Source organism: Streptomyces sp. NPDC051452 (genome assembly GCF_044454765.1).
In the GTDB taxonomy this organism is placed as follows: Bacteria; Actinomycetota; Actinomycetes; order Streptomycetales; family Streptomycetaceae; genus Streptomyces.
This window is the reverse complement of record NZ_JBITEB010000002.1, coordinates 1-16,326: the sequence shown is the minus strand read 5'-3', so window position 1 is coordinate 16,326 and position 16,326 is coordinate 1. Positions and strand designations below refer to the sequence as shown.

At 74.6% G+C, this 16,326-nt stretch carries 10 protein-coding genes; all 10 read left to right on the top strand.

Translation table 11 applies throughout. The annotated features are described in order from the left end of the window. Positions 1-20: 20 nt before the first annotated feature. Positions 21-920, top strand: a complete 900-nt coding sequence (locus tag ACIBA9_RS05460; protein WP_362158016.1) for a methyltransferase domain-containing protein — start codon at positions 21-23, stop codon at positions 918-920. Then, on the top strand, positions 917-1,117 hold the full coding sequence (locus ACIBA9_RS05455) for an MbtH family NRPS accessory protein (RefSeq protein WP_362158013.1): 201 nt from the start codon (positions 917-919) through the stop codon (positions 1,115-1,117). Before ACIBA9_RS05460 ends, ACIBA9_RS05455 begins: the two co-directional genes overlap by 4 nt. Before the next feature lie 67 nt (positions 1,118-1,184). Next, positions 1,185-1,601 (top strand): aspartate 1-decarboxylase, encoded by a 417-nt coding sequence (gene panD, locus ACIBA9_RS05450; protein ID WP_362158010.1) that lies wholly within the window; start codon positions 1,185-1,187, stop codon positions 1,599-1,601. Then, positions 1,598-2,404: a thioesterase II family protein gene (locus ACIBA9_RS05445; protein WP_399360032.1), complete on the top strand. Its 807-nt coding sequence runs from the start codon at positions 1,598-1,600 to the stop codon at positions 2,402-2,404. Before panD ends, ACIBA9_RS05445 begins: the two co-directional genes overlap by 4 nt. A gap of 116 nt (positions 2,405-2,520) precedes the next feature. Next, the gene (locus ACIBA9_RS05440) at positions 2,521-3,363 is read left to right on the top strand and encodes a proline hydroxylase (protein ID WP_399360031.1); all 843 of its coding nucleotides are present in this window, start codon (positions 2,521-2,523) and stop codon (positions 3,361-3,363) included. Between the two features lie 4 nt (positions 3,364-3,367). Continuing rightward, positions 3,368-4,108, top strand: coding sequence for an SDR family oxidoreductase (locus ACIBA9_RS05435; protein WP_362158002.1), 741 nt, complete (start codon positions 3,368-3,370; stop codon positions 4,106-4,108). 105 nt (positions 4,109-4,213) lie between these two features. Continuing rightward, positions 4,214-5,023: a phytanoyl-CoA dioxygenase family protein gene (locus ACIBA9_RS05430; RefSeq protein WP_362157999.1), complete on the top strand. Its 810-nt coding sequence runs from the start codon at positions 4,214-4,216 to the stop codon at positions 5,021-5,023. Beyond that, positions 5,020-6,135: a zinc-binding dehydrogenase gene (locus ACIBA9_RS05425; RefSeq protein ID WP_399360030.1), complete on the top strand. Its 1,116-nt coding sequence runs from the start codon at positions 5,020-5,022 to the stop codon at positions 6,133-6,135. The genes ACIBA9_RS05430 and ACIBA9_RS05425 overlap by 4 nt, the downstream gene beginning before the upstream one ends. 148 nt (positions 6,136-6,283) lie before the next feature. Next, positions 6,284-14,800, top strand: coding sequence for a type I polyketide synthase (locus ACIBA9_RS05420; protein ID WP_399360029.1), 8,517 nt, complete (start codon positions 6,284-6,286; stop codon positions 14,798-14,800). A gap of 14 nt (positions 14,801-14,814) precedes the next feature. Further along, positions 14,815-16,326 (top strand): type I polyketide synthase (locus ACIBA9_RS05415; protein ID WP_399360028.1); only part of this gene is annotated, 1,512 nt, incomplete at its 3' end.

The window sequence follows — 16,326 nt, the reverse complement described above, 5'->3', positions numbered from 1 at the left end:
CCGTACCGGAAAGAAGACCCATGACCACCGTGACCCCGCCCTCCGACGCCGCCCTCTCCGAGACCCCCGGCGCGGACCCGGAGCGCCCGTCCTCCTACTACCAGCCCGGCGAGCACCACGCCCCGCAGAACGAGATCCACCGGCTGCGCCAGCAGGTCGCCGCCTCCTGGAACAAGGAGGCCCGCATCCTGCGCGAGTTCGGCCTCACCGACGACGCCGACGTCCTGGAGATCGGCTCCGGCCCCGGCTACATCACCGAGCGCCTCCTCGAAGAGGTGCCGCGGGGCTCCGTGACCTGCCTGGAGCTGAACGAGGACCTGATCGAGCACGCCCGCGGCCACCTCACCCCGGCCCACCCCGGCCAGCTCAAGCTGGTCCAGGGCTCGGTCCTGGACAGCGGACTGCCCGACGACTCCTTCGACCTCGCGCACGCCCGGCTGGTCCTCCAGCACGTCCCCGGCACCCCGGACGCGCTCGCCGAGGCGCACCGCGTGCTGCGGCCCGGCGGCAGGCTCGTCGTCGTCGACGTCGACGACGCCCTGTGGGGGCTGCTGCACCCGCAGCCCGACCTGCCCGAGTTCGACGAGGTCGTCCGGCTGCGCATCGCCCTGCAGGCGAGCCGGGGTGGCAACCGGCTGATCGGCCGGGAGCTCGGCCAGCTGATGCGGGCGGCGGGCTTCACCGACATCAAGGTCGAGGCCGTCGCCATCTCCAGCGAGGAGGTCGGCATGGACGTCCTGGCCCCGCAGCTGGACATCCGCTCCCGCACCCACGCCATGGTCGCGGTCAACCCGGCGGCCGAGCGGCCCTGCGAGATCGTCGCGGACGCCATGGACGAGTTCGTGGCCCGGCCCGACGCCTCCATGATGCTGGTGTTCTTCATGTTCTCCGGCACCAAGCCGGGCGGTGACGCCCGATGAGCGCCGTCCGCACCGGCTGGGCGGTCGTCGTCAACGACGAGGACCAGTACTCCGTCTGGCCGGCCGACAGCACGCCCCCCGCGGGCTGGCGCACGCTCGGCTTCACCGGCAGCCGCGACGAGTGCCTGACCCGTATCGCCGCCGACTGGAGCGACCTGCGCCCCGCGAGCCTGCGCCGCCGCATGGACGCCGCCTGAACCGCGCCCGCACCCCCGCCCGACCATCCCGGACACCCGGACACAAGGACACAAGGAGACGAACCCGATGTACCGGACCATGTTCAAGTCCAAGATCCATCGCGCCACGGTGACCCAGGCCGACCTGCACTACGTCGGCTCCGTCACCATCGACGCCGACCTCATGGACGCCGCCGACCTGCTGCCCGGCGAGAAGGTCGACATCGTCGACATCGACAACGGCAACCGGCTGTCGACGTACGTCATCGAGGGCCCGCGCGGTACCGGCGTCCTCGGCATCAACGGGGCCGCCGCCCGGCTGATCAGCCCCGGCGACCTGGTCATCGTCATCGCCTACGCCACCGTCACCGACGCCGAGGCCCGCGAACTGAAGCCCAACGTGGTGTTCGTGGACCGCGGCAACCGGGCGATCCACCAGGGCTCCGACCCGGCCGAGGTCCCGGCCGGCGCCTCGCTGCTGCGCGGCGACCTCGTCACCTCGTGATCGACGCCGGACTGCCCGCCGCCGGGCGCACCCTGCCGCTGGACCACCCCGGGCCCTGGCTGCGCCGCTACCACGGCCGGCCGGCCCGGGCCGAGGCCACCCTGGTCTGCCTCCCGCACGCGGGCGGCTCCGCCAGCTTCTACTACACCTGGTCCGAGGCCCTGTCGGCCCGCTACGACGTGCTCGCCGTGCAGTACCCGGGCCGTCAGGACCGGCACCGCGAACCGTGTCTGACCGACGTCGGCGCGCTCGCAGGCGCCCTCGCGGCGGAGCTGGCGGCGGCCGTGCCCGCGGACCGGCCGCTGGTGTTCTTCGGGCACAGCATGGGCGCCGTCGTGGGCTTCGAGACCATCCGGCACCTGGAGCGCGCCGGCGCGTCCCGCCCGCCCGACCTGTTCCTCGCCTCCGGCCGCCGGGCACCGGCCCTCAGCCGCGACGACGGCATCCACCGGCTGTCCGACGCCGCCCTGATCACGGAGCTGGGCCGGCTCGGCGGCACCGACACGAGCGTCCTGGACGACCCCGAGCTGGCCCAGCTGGTCCTGCCCGCCGTCCGGGCCGACTTCACCGCCGTGGAGACCTACACCCCCGAGGCCGGGGCCGTCGTGCGCTGCCCGGTGGTCGCCCTCCTGGGCGACAGCGACCCGCGCGTCACCCCCGAGCAGGCGGCGGCCTGGCGCGAGCACACCACCGCGGACTTCGCGCTGCGAGTCTTCCCCGGCGGCCACTTCTACCTCGGCGACGGGCGGGCCGCTGTGCTCAGTACCGTCACCGCGCACGTGGACGCCCTGCTCGGGGGTTAGGGGACGGATAGGGGTGTGGACCCCCGACGGCCCCCTCGTACCGTCGATTCAACGAAGAACAAGACGGCGCCTCGACGAGAAAAACCCTGTTCCTTTTGCAATCAACTGGAGAAGACGTGGGAACAGCCACCGCCCCAGCGCGGGAAAACGTCAGCAGTAACCAGACCCCCATCTACGTCCTCTTCGACGTGGAAACCGTTCAATCGCCCGAGAAACTGACGCGCGACCACCTCGTCCGGCTCGCCGCCGGCACCCTGGGCGCCGTCGTCGTCCGGAACTTCGGCACCGCCGGGGAATGCGCGAGCGTACTGCGCGGCCTCGACACCTGCCCCATGGGCTCCTACGACGAGGAGATCGTCGTCCCGCGCATCCCCAAGCTGGGACCGGCCGCCTACGACCACTACGACGCGCACGGGCTGGGCGACGCCTACTGGCGCGACGCCGAGGAGTCCGCCCGCCACCGCTCCACCCTCCTCGACGGCACCGACCCGCTGACCCTGGCCGTGGACCGGGTCCGCCGCGCCTGGGGCGGCCGGATGCGGCCCGCCACCGCCGACGGCCGCGCCATGTACGCGGGGATGATCCGCGAGACCAACGGCGGCATGAAGATGCACTGGGACGAGATCGGCCGCGAGATGCCCGGCACCCTGGACGAGCCGGTCATCACCCAGCTCGGCTTCAACTGGTACCTGTCGGTGCCCGAGGCGGGAGGCTCCACCGAGATCTTCCGCCGCCGCTGGCTGCCGGGCGACGAGGCCCACCGCGACGGCTACGGCTACGCGGAGGAACTGGCCCGGACGGAGCCGAGCGTCGTGGTCACCCCGGGCGCCGGCGACGCGGTGTTCTTCGACCCGCGCAACTACCACGCGGTGCGCGGCAACGAGGGCCCCGGCCGCCGGGTCGCCCTGTCGTTCTTCCTCGGCGTCACCGCCGACGGCACCCTGAGCTACTGGTCCTGACGCCATGGCACCACGCACAGCGGTGGTCAGCGGGGGCACCCGGGGCATCGGACTCGCCCTGAGCCTGCGCCTCGCCGACCTCGGCCACCACGTCTACGCCCTCTACCGCGGGGACAAGGCCGCCGCCGACCGGGCGGCGGCCGCCGGTGGCGGGCGGATCGAACCCGTACGTCTGGACGTGGCCCGGCCCGAGCGGGTGCGGGAGGGCTGCGCCCGCATCCTCGCCGCGGGCGGCGCCCCGAGCGTGCTCGTCAACAACGCGGGCGTCAACCGCGACCGGCCCTTCCTCGACCTCGACGACGAGGACTGGGACGAGGTCCTCGCGGTCAACCTGTCCGGCCCCTTCCGGCTCACCCGGGCGCTGGCCCCGGCGATGCGGGCGGCCGGCGGCGGCACGATCGTCAACATCGGCGCCACCACCGCGATCCGGCCGAGGACGGGCGGCGCGAACTACTGCGCCGCCAAGGCCGGACTGCTGCAGCTGACCAAGTGCCTGGCGCTGGAACTGGCCCCGGACATCCGGGTCAACGCCCTGCTCCCCGGCTTCACCGACACCCCCGAGGTCGTGGAGCGCTACCGGCTCGACGACCCCGCCCGCCGCGCGGACGTCCTGCGCACGATCCCCGCCCGGCGCATCGGAACGGCCCAGGAAGTCGCCGATGCCCTGGAATTCCTGGTGACCGCCAAAAGCGGTTATGTCACCGGCCAGCAGATCGTCGTCGACGGCGGCAACTTCATGGGATAGCGGGGCCCGGCCCAAAGGGCCCGACCCCGCCCCGCCCGCCGCGATTCCCGGCCCTTGCCGACGCTCATTCCCCACACACTTCCGGTATGTCCGGAGAGGATTCCCATGCGCTTGACCCAGGAACAGATCGACCGTTATCACGAGGACGGATTCCTGCTGCTGGACTCCCTCCTGTCCACCGACGAGGCCACCCTGCTCGGCGACGCCTACGAGCGGGACGCCGCCCTCCCCGGCCCGCAGCGGGTGGTCGAGGAGGACGGCGAGCGGGTCCGCGCCGTCTACGCCTCCCACCAGCGCCAGCCGGAGTACGCCGGCCTGGTGCGCGACCCGCGGCTGCTCCAGCCGGTGCGGCAGCTCCTCACCGACGACGTGTACGTCTACCAGTTCAAGATCAACGCCAAGCCGGGCTTCGGCGGCGAGAAGTGGGCCTGGCACCAGGACTACGTCGCCTGGCGCATCGCCGACAACCTGCCCGCCCCCAGCCAGGTCAACGTCGCCCTCTTCCTCGACGACGTCGACGAGTTCAACGGCCCCGTCATCTTCCTGCCCGGCTCGCACCGCTCCGGCCTCGTCAACGACAGCCGCCGCGCCACCCGGACCGAGCAGCACCTCGACCCCGACGACATCGCGCTCACCACCGAACAGCTCTCCGCACTGGTCGCCGAGCGCGGCATGGTCAGCCCGAAGGGACCGGCCGGCTCGGTGGTGCTGTTCTCCTCCGAGATCGTGCACGGCTCCGCGCCCAACATGTCACCGTTCCCGCGCCGGCTCGCCATCCTGACCTACAACGACACCGCCAACCTGCCCAGCTGGTCCGGCGAACCGCGCCCCGACTACGTGGTGGGCCGCGACACCGAACCGCTGCGCCCGCTGCGGACCACCTTCCTCGACGCGCTCGAAGGGGCCCTCGTATGAGCCCCACCGGGAAACGAGCCCGCGCCGTCGTCCTCGAACGGTTCCGGGAGCCGCTGGTCCTGCGGGAGTTCGACGTGCCCGCGGCCCCCGCCGGCGGCCTGGTCGTCACCTGCCGGTACGGCGGGATCTGCGGCACCGACCTCCACCTCCAGCAGGGCCACCTGGCCATCCCCACCCCCCTGGTCCTGGGCCACGAAGGACTCGGCACCGTCACGGAGTTCGGACCCGGCACCCCCGCCCGGGACGCGGCCGGCACCGAACTGCGCACCGGCGACACGGTGATGTGGGCCTCCTCCATCGCCTGCGGCACCTGCGTGCCCTGCCGGCTGCACCGCGAGCCGACCCTGTGCGAGAACCGGCGCACCTACGGCGTCAACCGGGCCCTCGCCGACGGCTTTGAACTTGCCGGCGCCTGGGCCGAGGCCATCGTGCTGCACGAGGGCGCCACCGTGGTGCGGCTCGACGACGGCGTCGACCCGCTCGCGGCGATGGCCTTCGCCTGCGCCGGCCCGACCGTCGTGCACGCCCTGTACGAACGGCGCCCGGTGCGCGTCGGGGAGACCGTGGTCGTCCAGGGCGCCGGCCCCGTCGGCCTGGCCGCCGCGGCGCTCGCCCAGCTGGCGGGCGCGGCGAAGGTCGTCGTGGTCGGGGGGCCGGCCGGCCGGCTCGACCTCGCCGCCAAGGCCGGAATCGGTGACGTGCACGTCGACATCACCGGGCCGGGCGGCGTCGAGGCCGCGCTGGACCGAGTACGCGCGGAGACCGGTGGCCGGGGCGCCGACCTGGTGATCGAGTGCGCGGGCGTGCCCGCGGCGGTCGCCCAGGGACTGACCCTCGCCCGGCGCGGCGGCTCGTACCTGATCATCGGCCAGTACACGGACGCCGGGGACACCCCGCTCAACCCCCACCAGATCGTGTACCGGCAGCTGGACGTCGTCGGGTCCTGGGCGTTCACCGGGGCCCATCTCACCGAGTACGTACGGCTGCTGCCGGCCCTCACCGCCCGCTTCGACCTGCGCGGCCTGGTCACCTCCTTCCCGCTGGCCGAGCACGAGGCGGCCCTGCGCGCGGTGGCCGACCAGACGGTCCTGAAGGCGGTCCTGGCCGGCTGACCCCGGCCCCTCCCGACACCCCCCACACCAGACCGGCGCACGGCCAACCGGTGCACGACACACCGGCGCACGGCCAAACCGGTGCACGACAGCGGCCACAGCCACGACGGCGGCCGAGCCCACGACAGCCAAGGGGACACGAGTTCAGATGCGTACACACGAGGGGACCGTGAGCCCCGAGCACGGCACCGGCGACGAGGCCGTCGCCGTCGTGGGCATGGCCTGCCGGGTCGCGGGCGCCGCGTCCCCGCGCCAGTTCTGGGACCTGTTGGCGAGCGGCACGAACGCGGTCACCCGGGACGAGCGCACCGGGCGCCGGGCCGGTCGCGTCGCGGACAAGGACGCCTTCGACGCGGCCTTCTTCGGCATCTCCCCGCGCGAGGCCGCCGCGATGGACCCGCAGCAGCGGCTGATGCTCGAACTCACCTGGGAGGCGCTGGAGGAGGCCCGGATCGTCCCGGCCGCCCTCGCCACCACCCGCACCGGAGTCTTCGCCGGGATCATCAACGACGACTACGCCACCCTGGTGCGCCGCGGCGGCCCCGCCGCCGCCTCCGGTCTCACCACCACCGGGCTGCACCGCGCCATGGTCGCCAACCGTGTCTCCTATCTCCTGGGCCTGCGCGGTCCGAGCCTGACCGTCGACTGCGCCCAGTCCTCCTCGCTGGTGGCGGTGCACCTGGCCTGCGAGAGCCTGCGGCGCGGTGAGTCCACCCTCGCCGTCGCCGCCGGTGTCAACCTGATCCTGGCCGAGGAGAGCACCCTCGCCATGGAGCGCATGGGCGCCCTGTCACCGGACGGGCGCTGCCACACCTTCGACGCCCGCGCCAACGGCTACGTCCGGGGCGAGGGCGGCGCCGTCGTCGTCCTCAAGCGGCTGGCCGACGCCCTGGCCGACGGCGACCGCGTGCACTGTGTCATCCGCGCCGGCGCCGTCAACAACGACGGCGGCGGCGCGAGCCTCACCGCACCCGAGCAGGCCGCCCAGGAGGACGTGATCCGGGCCGCCCTGCGCCGCGCGGACCTGGCCCCCGAGGACATCGGCTACGTCGAGCTGCACGGCACCGGCACCCCCGTCGGCGACCCGATCGAGGCCGCCGCACTGGGCGCGGTCCTCGGCGCCGACCGGGGGAGCGCGGGCCCGCTCGCCGTGGGCTCCGCGAAGACCAACGTGGGACACCTGGAGGGCGCGGCGGGCATCGTCGGCCTGGTCAAGGCGGCGCTGTGCCTGAGCCACGGCAGCCTCCCGGCCACCCTCCACCACCGCACCGCGCACCCCGACATCCCACTGGACCGGCTCGGCCTGACCGTCCCCACCGCCCTCGTGCCCTGGCCGGCCCGACCGGACCGGCTCCGCCACGCGGGAGTCAGCTCCTTCGGCATGGGCGGCACCAACTGCCATCTGATCCTGTCCGAGGCCCCCGCCACCGAGCCCGCCGCCCCGGCACCCCAGGCGCCGGGCACCGTCCCGCTGATGCTGTCGGCGCGTTCGGAGGAGGGGTTGCGGGCGCAGGCGGCCCGGTTGCTCGGGTGGTGGGCGGCGGGTGAGTCGTGGTCGCCGGTGGACGTGGGGCACGCGCTGGCGGTGACGCGGTCGGCGTTCGAGCGGCGGGCGGTGGTCCTGGGCGACGACCGCGCCGAACTGGAGTCCGGTCTGCGGGCGTTGGCCGATGGTGACGACTCGGCCGCCGTGGTCCGTGGCCGCACGGTCGCCGGTGCGGACACCGGTGTGGTGTTCGTGTTCCCGGGTCAGGGTGCGCAGTGGGCGGGGATGGGTCGTGAGCTGCTCGATCGTGTGCCGGTGTTCCGTCGGTCGGTGGAGGCGTGTGAGGCGGCGTTGGCGCCGTTCGTGGACTGGTCGTTGTCGGATGTGCTGCGGCAGGGGGTGGGTGCTCCGGGGTTGGAGCGGGTGGATGTGGTGCAGCCGGTGTCGTTCGCGGTGATGGTGTCGCTGGCGGCGGTGTGGCGGTCGTGGGGTGTGGAGCCCGCGGCGGTGGTGGGTCATTCGCAGGGTGAGATCGCGGCGGCGTGTGTGGCGGGTGCGTTGTCGTTGCGGGACGCGGCACGGGTGGTGGCGTTGCGCAGCCGGGTCATCGCGCGGGGCCTCGCCGGACACGGCGCCATGGCCTCCATAGCCCTCCCGGCCGACCGGGTCGCCGCCCTGCTGCGCGAGGAGCGGTACGCCGGCGCCGAGATCTCGGTCGTGAACGGCCCCGCCGCCACCGTCGTCGGCGGCGACCCCGGCACCCTCGACGCACTCGCCGCCGCGCTGGAGGGCGACGGCGTCCGGGTGCGCCGCCTCCCCGTGGACTACGCCTCGCACTCGTCCCATGTCGAGGCGATCGAGCGGGAGGTGCTGGCCGAGCTCGCGCCCGTCACCCCGCGCACGCCCGACATCCCCTTCTACTCCACCCTCCTGGCCCGCCGCGTCACCGACGAGCCCCTCGACGCCGCCTACTGGTACCGCAACCTGCGCTCCACCGTCCGCTTCCAGGAGACGGTCGAGGCACTGCTCGGCGACGGCCGCACCGCGTTCGTCGAGTGCAGCGCCCACCCGATCCTCACCTCCGCCGTCCAGGACATCGCCGAACGGCGCGACTGCGCGGTCGCCGTGACCGGTTCGCTGCGCCGGGACGACGGCGGCCCCGACCGGCTGCTGCGCTCCCTCGCCCAGGCCCACACCCTCGGCCTGCCGGTGGACCTCTCGCCGTACCTGGCGGGCGGCCGGATCGTGGACCTGCCGACCTACCCCTTCCAGCGCCGGCGGCACTGGCTCGCGGGCCTGCCCGAACCGGAAACGGCCGTCGCCGGCGACAGCGCGGACGGTCCGGCGGCCGCCACCGACGACCCGAACGCCGCCACCGGCACCGCGGCCGTCGCCGGTGAGCCCTCCCCGACCGCCCGGCGCGCCGCCGCGAACCCCGCCGAGGAACGGCGGCGCCTGCTGCGCCTGGTCCGGTCCGCCGCCGCCGCGGTGCTCGGCCTGGACGGCCCCGACGCGGTCGAACCCGCCGTCCCCTTCAAGAGCCAGGGCCTGGAGTCCGTCACCGCGGTCGAACTGCGCGACCGGCTGCGCGCCGCCACCGGACTGGCCCTGCCCACCACCGTGGTCTACGAACGTCCCACCCCCCGCGCCCTGGCCGACCACCTCCTGGCCGAACTGGGCACCGACGCCCCGGACTCCACCGTCCCGGCCCCCGCAACCCACCCCGAGGAGCGGGAGGAGCGGGAGGAGCGCGAGGGTGAGCCGATCGCGATCGTGGGGATGGGGTGCCGGTTCCCCGGTGAGGTGCGTTCGCCGGAGGACTTGTGGCGTCTGGTGGTGTCGGGTGCGGACGCGGTGGGTGGTTTTCCGGAGGATAGGGGCTGGGATCTGGAGGGTCTGTACGATCCGGAGCCGGGTCGGGCGGGTAGGTCGTATGTCCGCGAGGGTGGGTTTTTGCGGTCGGCGGCGGAGTTCGACGCGGGTTTCTTCGGTATCTCGCCGCGTGAGGCGACGGCGATGGATCCGCAGCAGCGGTTGCTGCTGGAGACGAGCTGGGAGGCGCTGGAGCGGGCGGGCATCGACCCCACCCGCCTGCGCGGCACCGGCACCGGCGTCTTCGTAGGCGCCATGGCCCAGGAGTACGGCCCGCGGCTGTACGAGCCGGAGCAGGGCACCGAGGGACATCTGCTCACCGGCAACACGATCAGCGTCGCCTCCGGCCGGATCGCCTACACCCTCGGCCTGGAGGGCCCGGCGGTCACCGTCGACACCGCCTGCTCCTCCTCGCTGGTCGCCCTGCACCTGGCGCTGCGCTCACTGCGCACCGGCGAGTCGTCCCTGGCCCTGGCCGGCGGCGCGGCCGTGATGGCCTCGCCGGGCATGTTCGTGGAGTTCGCGCAGCAGCGCGGCCTCGCCCCGGACGGCCGCTGCAAGGCGTTCTCCGCCGACGCGGACGGCACCGCCTGGGGCGAGGGCGTCGGCGTGCTGGTACTGGAGCGCCTGTCGGACGCCGTCCGCGCCGGGCACCCCGTCCTGGCCGTCGTCCGGGGCAGCGCGGTCAACCAGGACGGCGCCAGCAACGGCCTGAGCGCCCCCAACCGGCTCGCCCAGGAACGCGTCATCCGCCAGGCGCTCGCCGACGCGGGGTTGGCCCCCGCCGACGTCGACCTGGTGGAGGCGCACGGCACCGGCACCCGGCTCGGCGACCCCATCGAGGCCGAGGCGCTGCTGGCGACGTACGGCAGCGAACGGCCCGCCGACCGGCCGCTGCTGCTGGGCTCCCTGAAGTCCAACATCGGCCACACCCAGGCCGCCGCCGGCATCGGCGGAGTGATCAAGGCCGTGATGGCCGTCCGCGCGGCGGTGGTCCCCCCCACCCTGCACGCGGCCGAGCCCACCCCCCACGTGGACTGGTCGACGGGCGCGGTGGAACTGGTCACCGAGCCCCGGCCCTGGTACGACACCGGCCGCCCCCGCCGGGCCGCCGTCTCCTCCTTCGGTATCAGCGGCACCAACGCCCACGTCATCCTCGAACAGGCCCCCGACCCCGCCCCGGCCCCCATCGCCCCGGAACCCGCCCACCCCACCGCCGCGCTGGCGCTGTCGGCGCGTTCGGAGGAGGGGTTGCGGGCGCAGGCGGCCCGGTTGCTCGGGTGGTGGGCGGCGGGTGCGGCGGGTGAGTCGTGGTCGCCGGTGGACGTGGGACACGCGCTGGCGGTGACGCGGTCGGCGTTCGAGCGGCGGGCGGTGGTCCTGGGCGACGACCGCGCCGAACTGGAGTCCGGTCTGCGGGCGTTGGCGGAGGGCAGACAGAGCGCCACGGTCCTGACCGGAAGCGTCGCCGCCGAGCCCGGTGACGGTGTGGTGTTCGTGTTCCCCGGTCAGGGTGCGCAGTGGGCGGGGATGGGTCGTGAGCTCCTCGACTGTGTGCCGGTGTTCCGTCGGTCGGTGGAGGCGTGTGAGGCGGCGTTGGCGCCGTTCGTGGACTGGTCGTTGTCGGATGTGCTGCGGCAGGGGGTGGGTGCTCCGGGGTTGGAGCGGGTGGATGTGGTGCAGCCGGTGTCGTTCGCGGTGATGGTGTCGCTGGCGGCGGTGTGGCGGTCGTGGGGTGTGGAGCCCGCGGCGGTGGTGGGTCATTCGCAGGGTGAGATCGCGGCGGCGTGTGTGGCGGGTGCGTTGTCGTTGCGGGACGCGGCGCGGGTGGTGGCGTTGCGCAGTCGGGTCATCGCGCGCGGCCTCGCCGGACACGGCGCCATGGCCTCGCTGAACCTGCCCGCCGCCGAGGCCGGGCGCCGCGTCGCCGCCGTGGGCGGCGGAGTGGGCGTCGCCGCGTACAACAGCCCCGGCCTGACCGTCGTCTCCGGCCCGCGCGAGGCCGTCACCGCCCTGGTGGAGCAGTGCCAGGCGGACGGCGTCCGGGCGCGGCTGATCCCCGTCGACTACGCCTCGCACTCGGCCCATGTCGAGGCGATCGAGCGGGAGGTGCTGGCCGAGCTCGCGCCCGTCACCCCGCGCACGCCCGACATCCCCTTCTACTCAACCCTCCTGGCCCGCCGGGTCACCGACGAGCCCCTCGACGCCGCCTACTGGTACCGCAACCTGCGCTCCCCCGTCCGCTTCGAGGAGACCGTGCGGCTGCTCGCCGCCGAGGGGCACCGCTGCTTCGTGGAGGCCGCCGCGCACCCCGTGCTGTCGGCCGGCGTCCAGGAGACGGTGGAGGCCGCCACCGGAGCCGAACCGCTGCTCGCGGTGGGCTCGCTGCGCCGGGACGACGGCGGGCCGCGCCGGTTCGCCGCCTCGGCCGCCGAGGCATGGGTACGCGGCTGCCCCGTCGACTTCGGCGCCCTGCACCCGGGTCACCGCCCGGCGCCCGTGGACCTGCCGACGTACGCCTTCGAGTCCACCCCGTACTGGCTGACGCCCGCCCGGCGCCCCACCGTCCCGCGCGACCTCGGCCTGGAGACGGCCGGACACCCCTTCCTCGGCGGCCGCGTCGACCTGGCCGACGGGGGCCCGGCGGTCTTCACCGGGCGGATCCCGCCGCGGGAACACCGCTGGCTGCGTGACCACGCCGTCCTCGGCACGGTGCTGCTGCCCGGCACCGCCTTCGTCGACCTGGCCCTGCACGCCGGTGCCGCCGTCGGGCTGCCTGCCGTCGAGGAACTGGTGCTCCAGGCGCCCCTGGTGCTCCCCGACGACACCCCGGTACAGCTCCAGGTCCTGGTGGGCGACCCGGACCCGGAGGGCCGCCGACCGGTCTCCGTGCACTCCCGGCCCCAGCCCTCCGGCGAGGCCACCGCGCGCCCCTGGACCCGGCACGCAGAAGGCCGGCTGACCGCCGCACCGCCCGCGACACCGGACGCCACCGTCTGGCCACCCGCCGACGCGACCCCCCTCGACCTCACCGGCCGCTACACCGACCTGCTCGCCCAGGGCTACGAGTACGGTCCCGCCTTCCAGGGCCTCACGGCCGCCTGGCGGCGCGGCGAGGAGGTGTTCGCCGAGGTCACGGTGGACGCCACGGCACCGGCGGCCGACGGCTTCGGCGTGCACCCGGCCGCGCTCGACGCCGCCCTGCACGCCGTGGGCCTGCTGCCGGCCGCCGAGCCGGACACCGCGAGCGGGCCCCCACTGCCGTTCGCCTGGACCGGAGTGCGCCTGCACGCCCTCGGCGGCGGCACCCTGCGGGTCCGGCTGGCGCCGACCGCCGACGGAGCGGTGTCGGTGTCGGTCGCCGACCCGGCCGGCCGTCCGGTCCTCACCGCCGACGCCCTGGTGATGCGCCCGGTCGACCCGCGGCGCCTGGCCGGCCTCGCGCACCGCTCCGACGCCCTGTTCACCGTCGACTGGACGCCCGTACCGCTCGGCGCGGCACCGTACCCGACGGACACCGCGGCGCTCCTGGGCCGCGCGGACACCGAACCGCGTCTGCCGCACACCGTCGCCTACGCCGACCCGGCCGCCCTCACCCTGGCCCTCGACACGGGCGCCGCCCCACCCGAGCTGCTGCTCGTCACCCTCACCGACGACACCGACACCGGCACCGGCAGCGATCACGACACCGACCCCGTCCGGGCCGCCCACACCCTGAGCCGTCGGCTGCTGGCGACCGTCCAGCAGTGGCTCGCGGACGAGCGGCTGGCCGGGACCCGGCTGGTGGCGGTGACCTCCGGCGCCATCGCCACGGACCCGAAGGACGAGGCCGGCGCGCTCGCGGCGGCCACCGCGTGGGGCCTGCTGCGCACGGTGCAGACCGAGGCGCCCGGCCGCTGCCTGCTGCTGGACACCGACCGGGCCTCGACCGCCGACCTGCCCAGGGCGGTGGCCACCGCGCTCGCCCTCGACGAACCGCAGCTCGCCCTGCGCGACGGCACGGCCCTCGTGCCGCGCCTCACGCCCGCCGAGCCCTCCGCCGCCCCGGCCCGCCGCCCCCTCGACCCCGAGGGCACGGTGCTGGTCACCGGCGGCACGGGCACCCTGGGCGTGCTGGTCGCCCGCCACCTGGTCACCGCGCACGGCGTACGGCACCTGCTGCTGACCAGCCGTCGGGGCGCCGCCGCGCCCGGCGCCGGCGACCTGGTCGCCGAACTGGCCGCACTGAGGGCCGAGGCCCGAGTCGTCGCCTGCGACACCGCCGACCCGGTGGCGCTGCGGGACACGCTGCGGAGCATCGACCCCCGGCATCCGCTCACCGCGGTCGTGCACGCCGCAGGACTGCTCGACGACGCCACCGTGCCCGCGCTCACCCCCGACGCGCTGGCACGGGTCCTGCGCCCGAAGGTCGACGCGGCGTGGCAGCTGCACCGGCTCACCCGGGACGCGGACCTGTCGGCGTTCGTGCTGTTCTCCTCCGTGGCCGGCACCCTGGGCCTCGGCGGCCAGGCCAACTACGCCGCCGCCAACGCCTTCCTGGACGCCCTCGCCCACCGGCGCCGGGCCGAGGGACTGCCCGCGGTCTCGCTCGCCTGGGGCCTGTGGGAGCAGGCCAGCGGCATGACCGGCGGGCTGTCCGACACCGACCTCGCCCGGATGTCCCGCTCCGGCGTCGCACCGCTCTCCTCCACCGAGGGACTCCGGCTGCTGGACACGGCGCTCGCGGGCGACGATCCCCTGCTCGTGCCCGCCGCCCTCGACATCGCGGCGCTGCGGGCCGCCGCCACCGACCGGGGCGTCCCGCCGATGCTGCGCGGGCTGGTGCGGACACCGGCCCGCCGCGCCGAACGGGACGCCGGGCAGCCGGCCGCGCCGGCCGAGGGGCCGGCGGGCCTCGCGGAACGGCTGCGCGGCCTGGACGCTCAGACGCGCCGGCACACCGTCCTCGACCTGGTCCGGCAGTGCGCCGCGCTGGTGCTCGGCCACGGCGGCCCCGACGCCGTCGATCCCGAACGGGCCTTCTCCAAGCTCGGGTTCGACTCGCTCACCTCGGTCGAGCTGCGCAACCGCCTCAACGCCGCCACCGGCCTGCGGTTGCCCACCACCCTGCTGTTCGACTGCCCGACCCCGGCCGCGGTCGCCGACCGTGTGCTCGACCGGCTCGCCCCCACCGAGCCCCCCGAGCCGCCGCAGCCCGCGGGGTCCACGCCGCGCGGGCCGGAACCGGACGCCGTCCTGGCGGAGCTGGAGTCGGCGGGCGACGACGAAATCTTCAAGTTCATCGAAAGCGAACTCGGCATCTCATGAGGAGCGTTGGCCGGATGTCTCACGAGGACAAACTCCGCGACTATCTGAAGAAGGTCTCGACCGACCTCCACCTCACCCGGCAGCGCCTGCGCGAGCGGGAGGAGCGCGAGGGTGAGCCGATCGCGATCGTGGGGATGGGGTGCCGGTTCCCCGGTGAGGTGCGTTCGCCGGAGGACTTGTGGCGTCTGGTGGTGTCGGGTGCGGACGCGGTGGGTGGTTTTCCGGAGGATAGGGGCTGGGATCTGGAGGGTCTGTACGATCCGGAGCCGGGTCGGGCGGGTAGGTCGTATGTCCGCGAGGGTGGGTTTTTGCGGTCGGCGGCGGAGTTCGACGCGGGTTTCTTCGGTATCTCGCCGCGTGAGGCGACGGCGATGGATCCGCAGCAGCGGTTGCTGCTGGAGACGAGCTGGGAGGCGCTGGAGCGGGCGGGCATCGACCCCACCGGCCTGCGCGGCAGCGCCACCGGCGTCTTCACCGGCCTGATGTACCACGACTACACCGCCCGCATCGGCCCGCTGCCCGAGGAGTACGAGGGCTACGGCGTCACCGGCGGCTCCTCCAGCGTCGCCTCCGGCCGGGTCGCCTACACCCTCGGCCTGGAGGGCCCGGCGGTCACCGTCGACACGGCCTGCTCCTCCTCGCTGGTCGCCCTGGACATGGCGGTCCGCTCGCTGCGGCGCGGCGAGTGCTCGCTGGCCCTGGCAGGTGGCGCAGCGGTGATGCCGTCCCCCACCATCTTCCTGGAGTTCTCCCGGCAGCGCGGCCTCGCTCCCGACGGCCGCTGCAAGGCGTTCTCCGCCGACGCGGACGGCACCGGCTGGGGCGAGGGCGCGGGCGTGCTGGTCCTGGAGCGGCTGTCGGACGCGGTCCGCGCGGGCCACCGGGTGCTGGCGGTGGTCCGGGGCAGCGCGGTCAACCAGGACGGCGCCAGCAACGGACTGACGGCCCCCAGCGGCCCCGCCCAGGAACGCGTCATTCGCCAGGCGCTCGCCGACGCGGGCCTCACCCCCGAGGACGTCGACGCCGTGGAGGGCCACGGTACGGGGACGACGCTGGGTGATCCGATCGAGGCGCAGGCGTTGATCGAGACGTATGGGCAGGGGCGTCCGGTGGACCGGCCGTTGCTGCTGGGGTCGTTGAAGTCGAACATCGGGCATACGCAGGCGGCTGCCGGTGTGGGCGGTGTGATCAAGATGGTGATGGCGTTGCGGGCCGGTGTGGTGCCGGCGACGCTGCATGTGAGCGAGCCGTCGGAGCATGTGGACTGGTCGGCGGGTGCGGTGGAGCTGGTCACCGAGGCGCGGGTGTGGCCGGATGCGGGTCGGGTGCGGCGGGCCGCCGTGTCGTCCTTCGGTATCAGCGGTACCAACGCCCACGTGATCCTGGAGCAGGCGCCCGCACCGGCGCCGGCCGAGGGGTCGGACGTGGTGCCGGTGCCGGTGCCGGTGCTGGAGTCGGCGCCGTGGGTGTGGCCGGTGTCGGCGCGGGGCGAGGAGGCGCTGCGGGCGCAGGCGGCACGGCTGCTG

Coding starts and splice junctions, on each gene's coding strand:
- ACIBA9_RS05430 (WP_362157999.1), top strand. CDS start 4,214: ATGCGCTTGACCCAGGAACAGATCGACCGTTATCACGAGGACGGATTC.
- ACIBA9_RS05425 (WP_399360030.1), top strand. CDS start 5,020: ATGAGCCCCACCGGGAAACGAGCCCGCGCCGTCGTCCTCGAACGGTTC.
- panD (WP_362158010.1), top strand. CDS start 1,185: ATGTACCGGACCATGTTCAAGTCCAAGATCCATCGCGCCACGGTGACC.
- ACIBA9_RS05460 (WP_362158016.1), top strand. CDS start 21: ATGACCACCGTGACCCCGCCCTCCGACGCCGCCCTCTCCGAGACCCCC.
- ACIBA9_RS05435 (WP_362158002.1), top strand. CDS start 3,368: ATGGCACCACGCACAGCGGTGGTCAGCGGGGGCACCCGGGGCATCGGA.
- ACIBA9_RS05420 (WP_399360029.1), top strand. CDS start 6,284: ATGCGTACACACGAGGGGACCGTGAGCCCCGAGCACGGCACCGGCGAC.
- ACIBA9_RS05455 (WP_362158013.1), top strand. CDS start 917: ATGAGCGCCGTCCGCACCGGCTGGGCGGTCGTCGTCAACGACGAGGAC.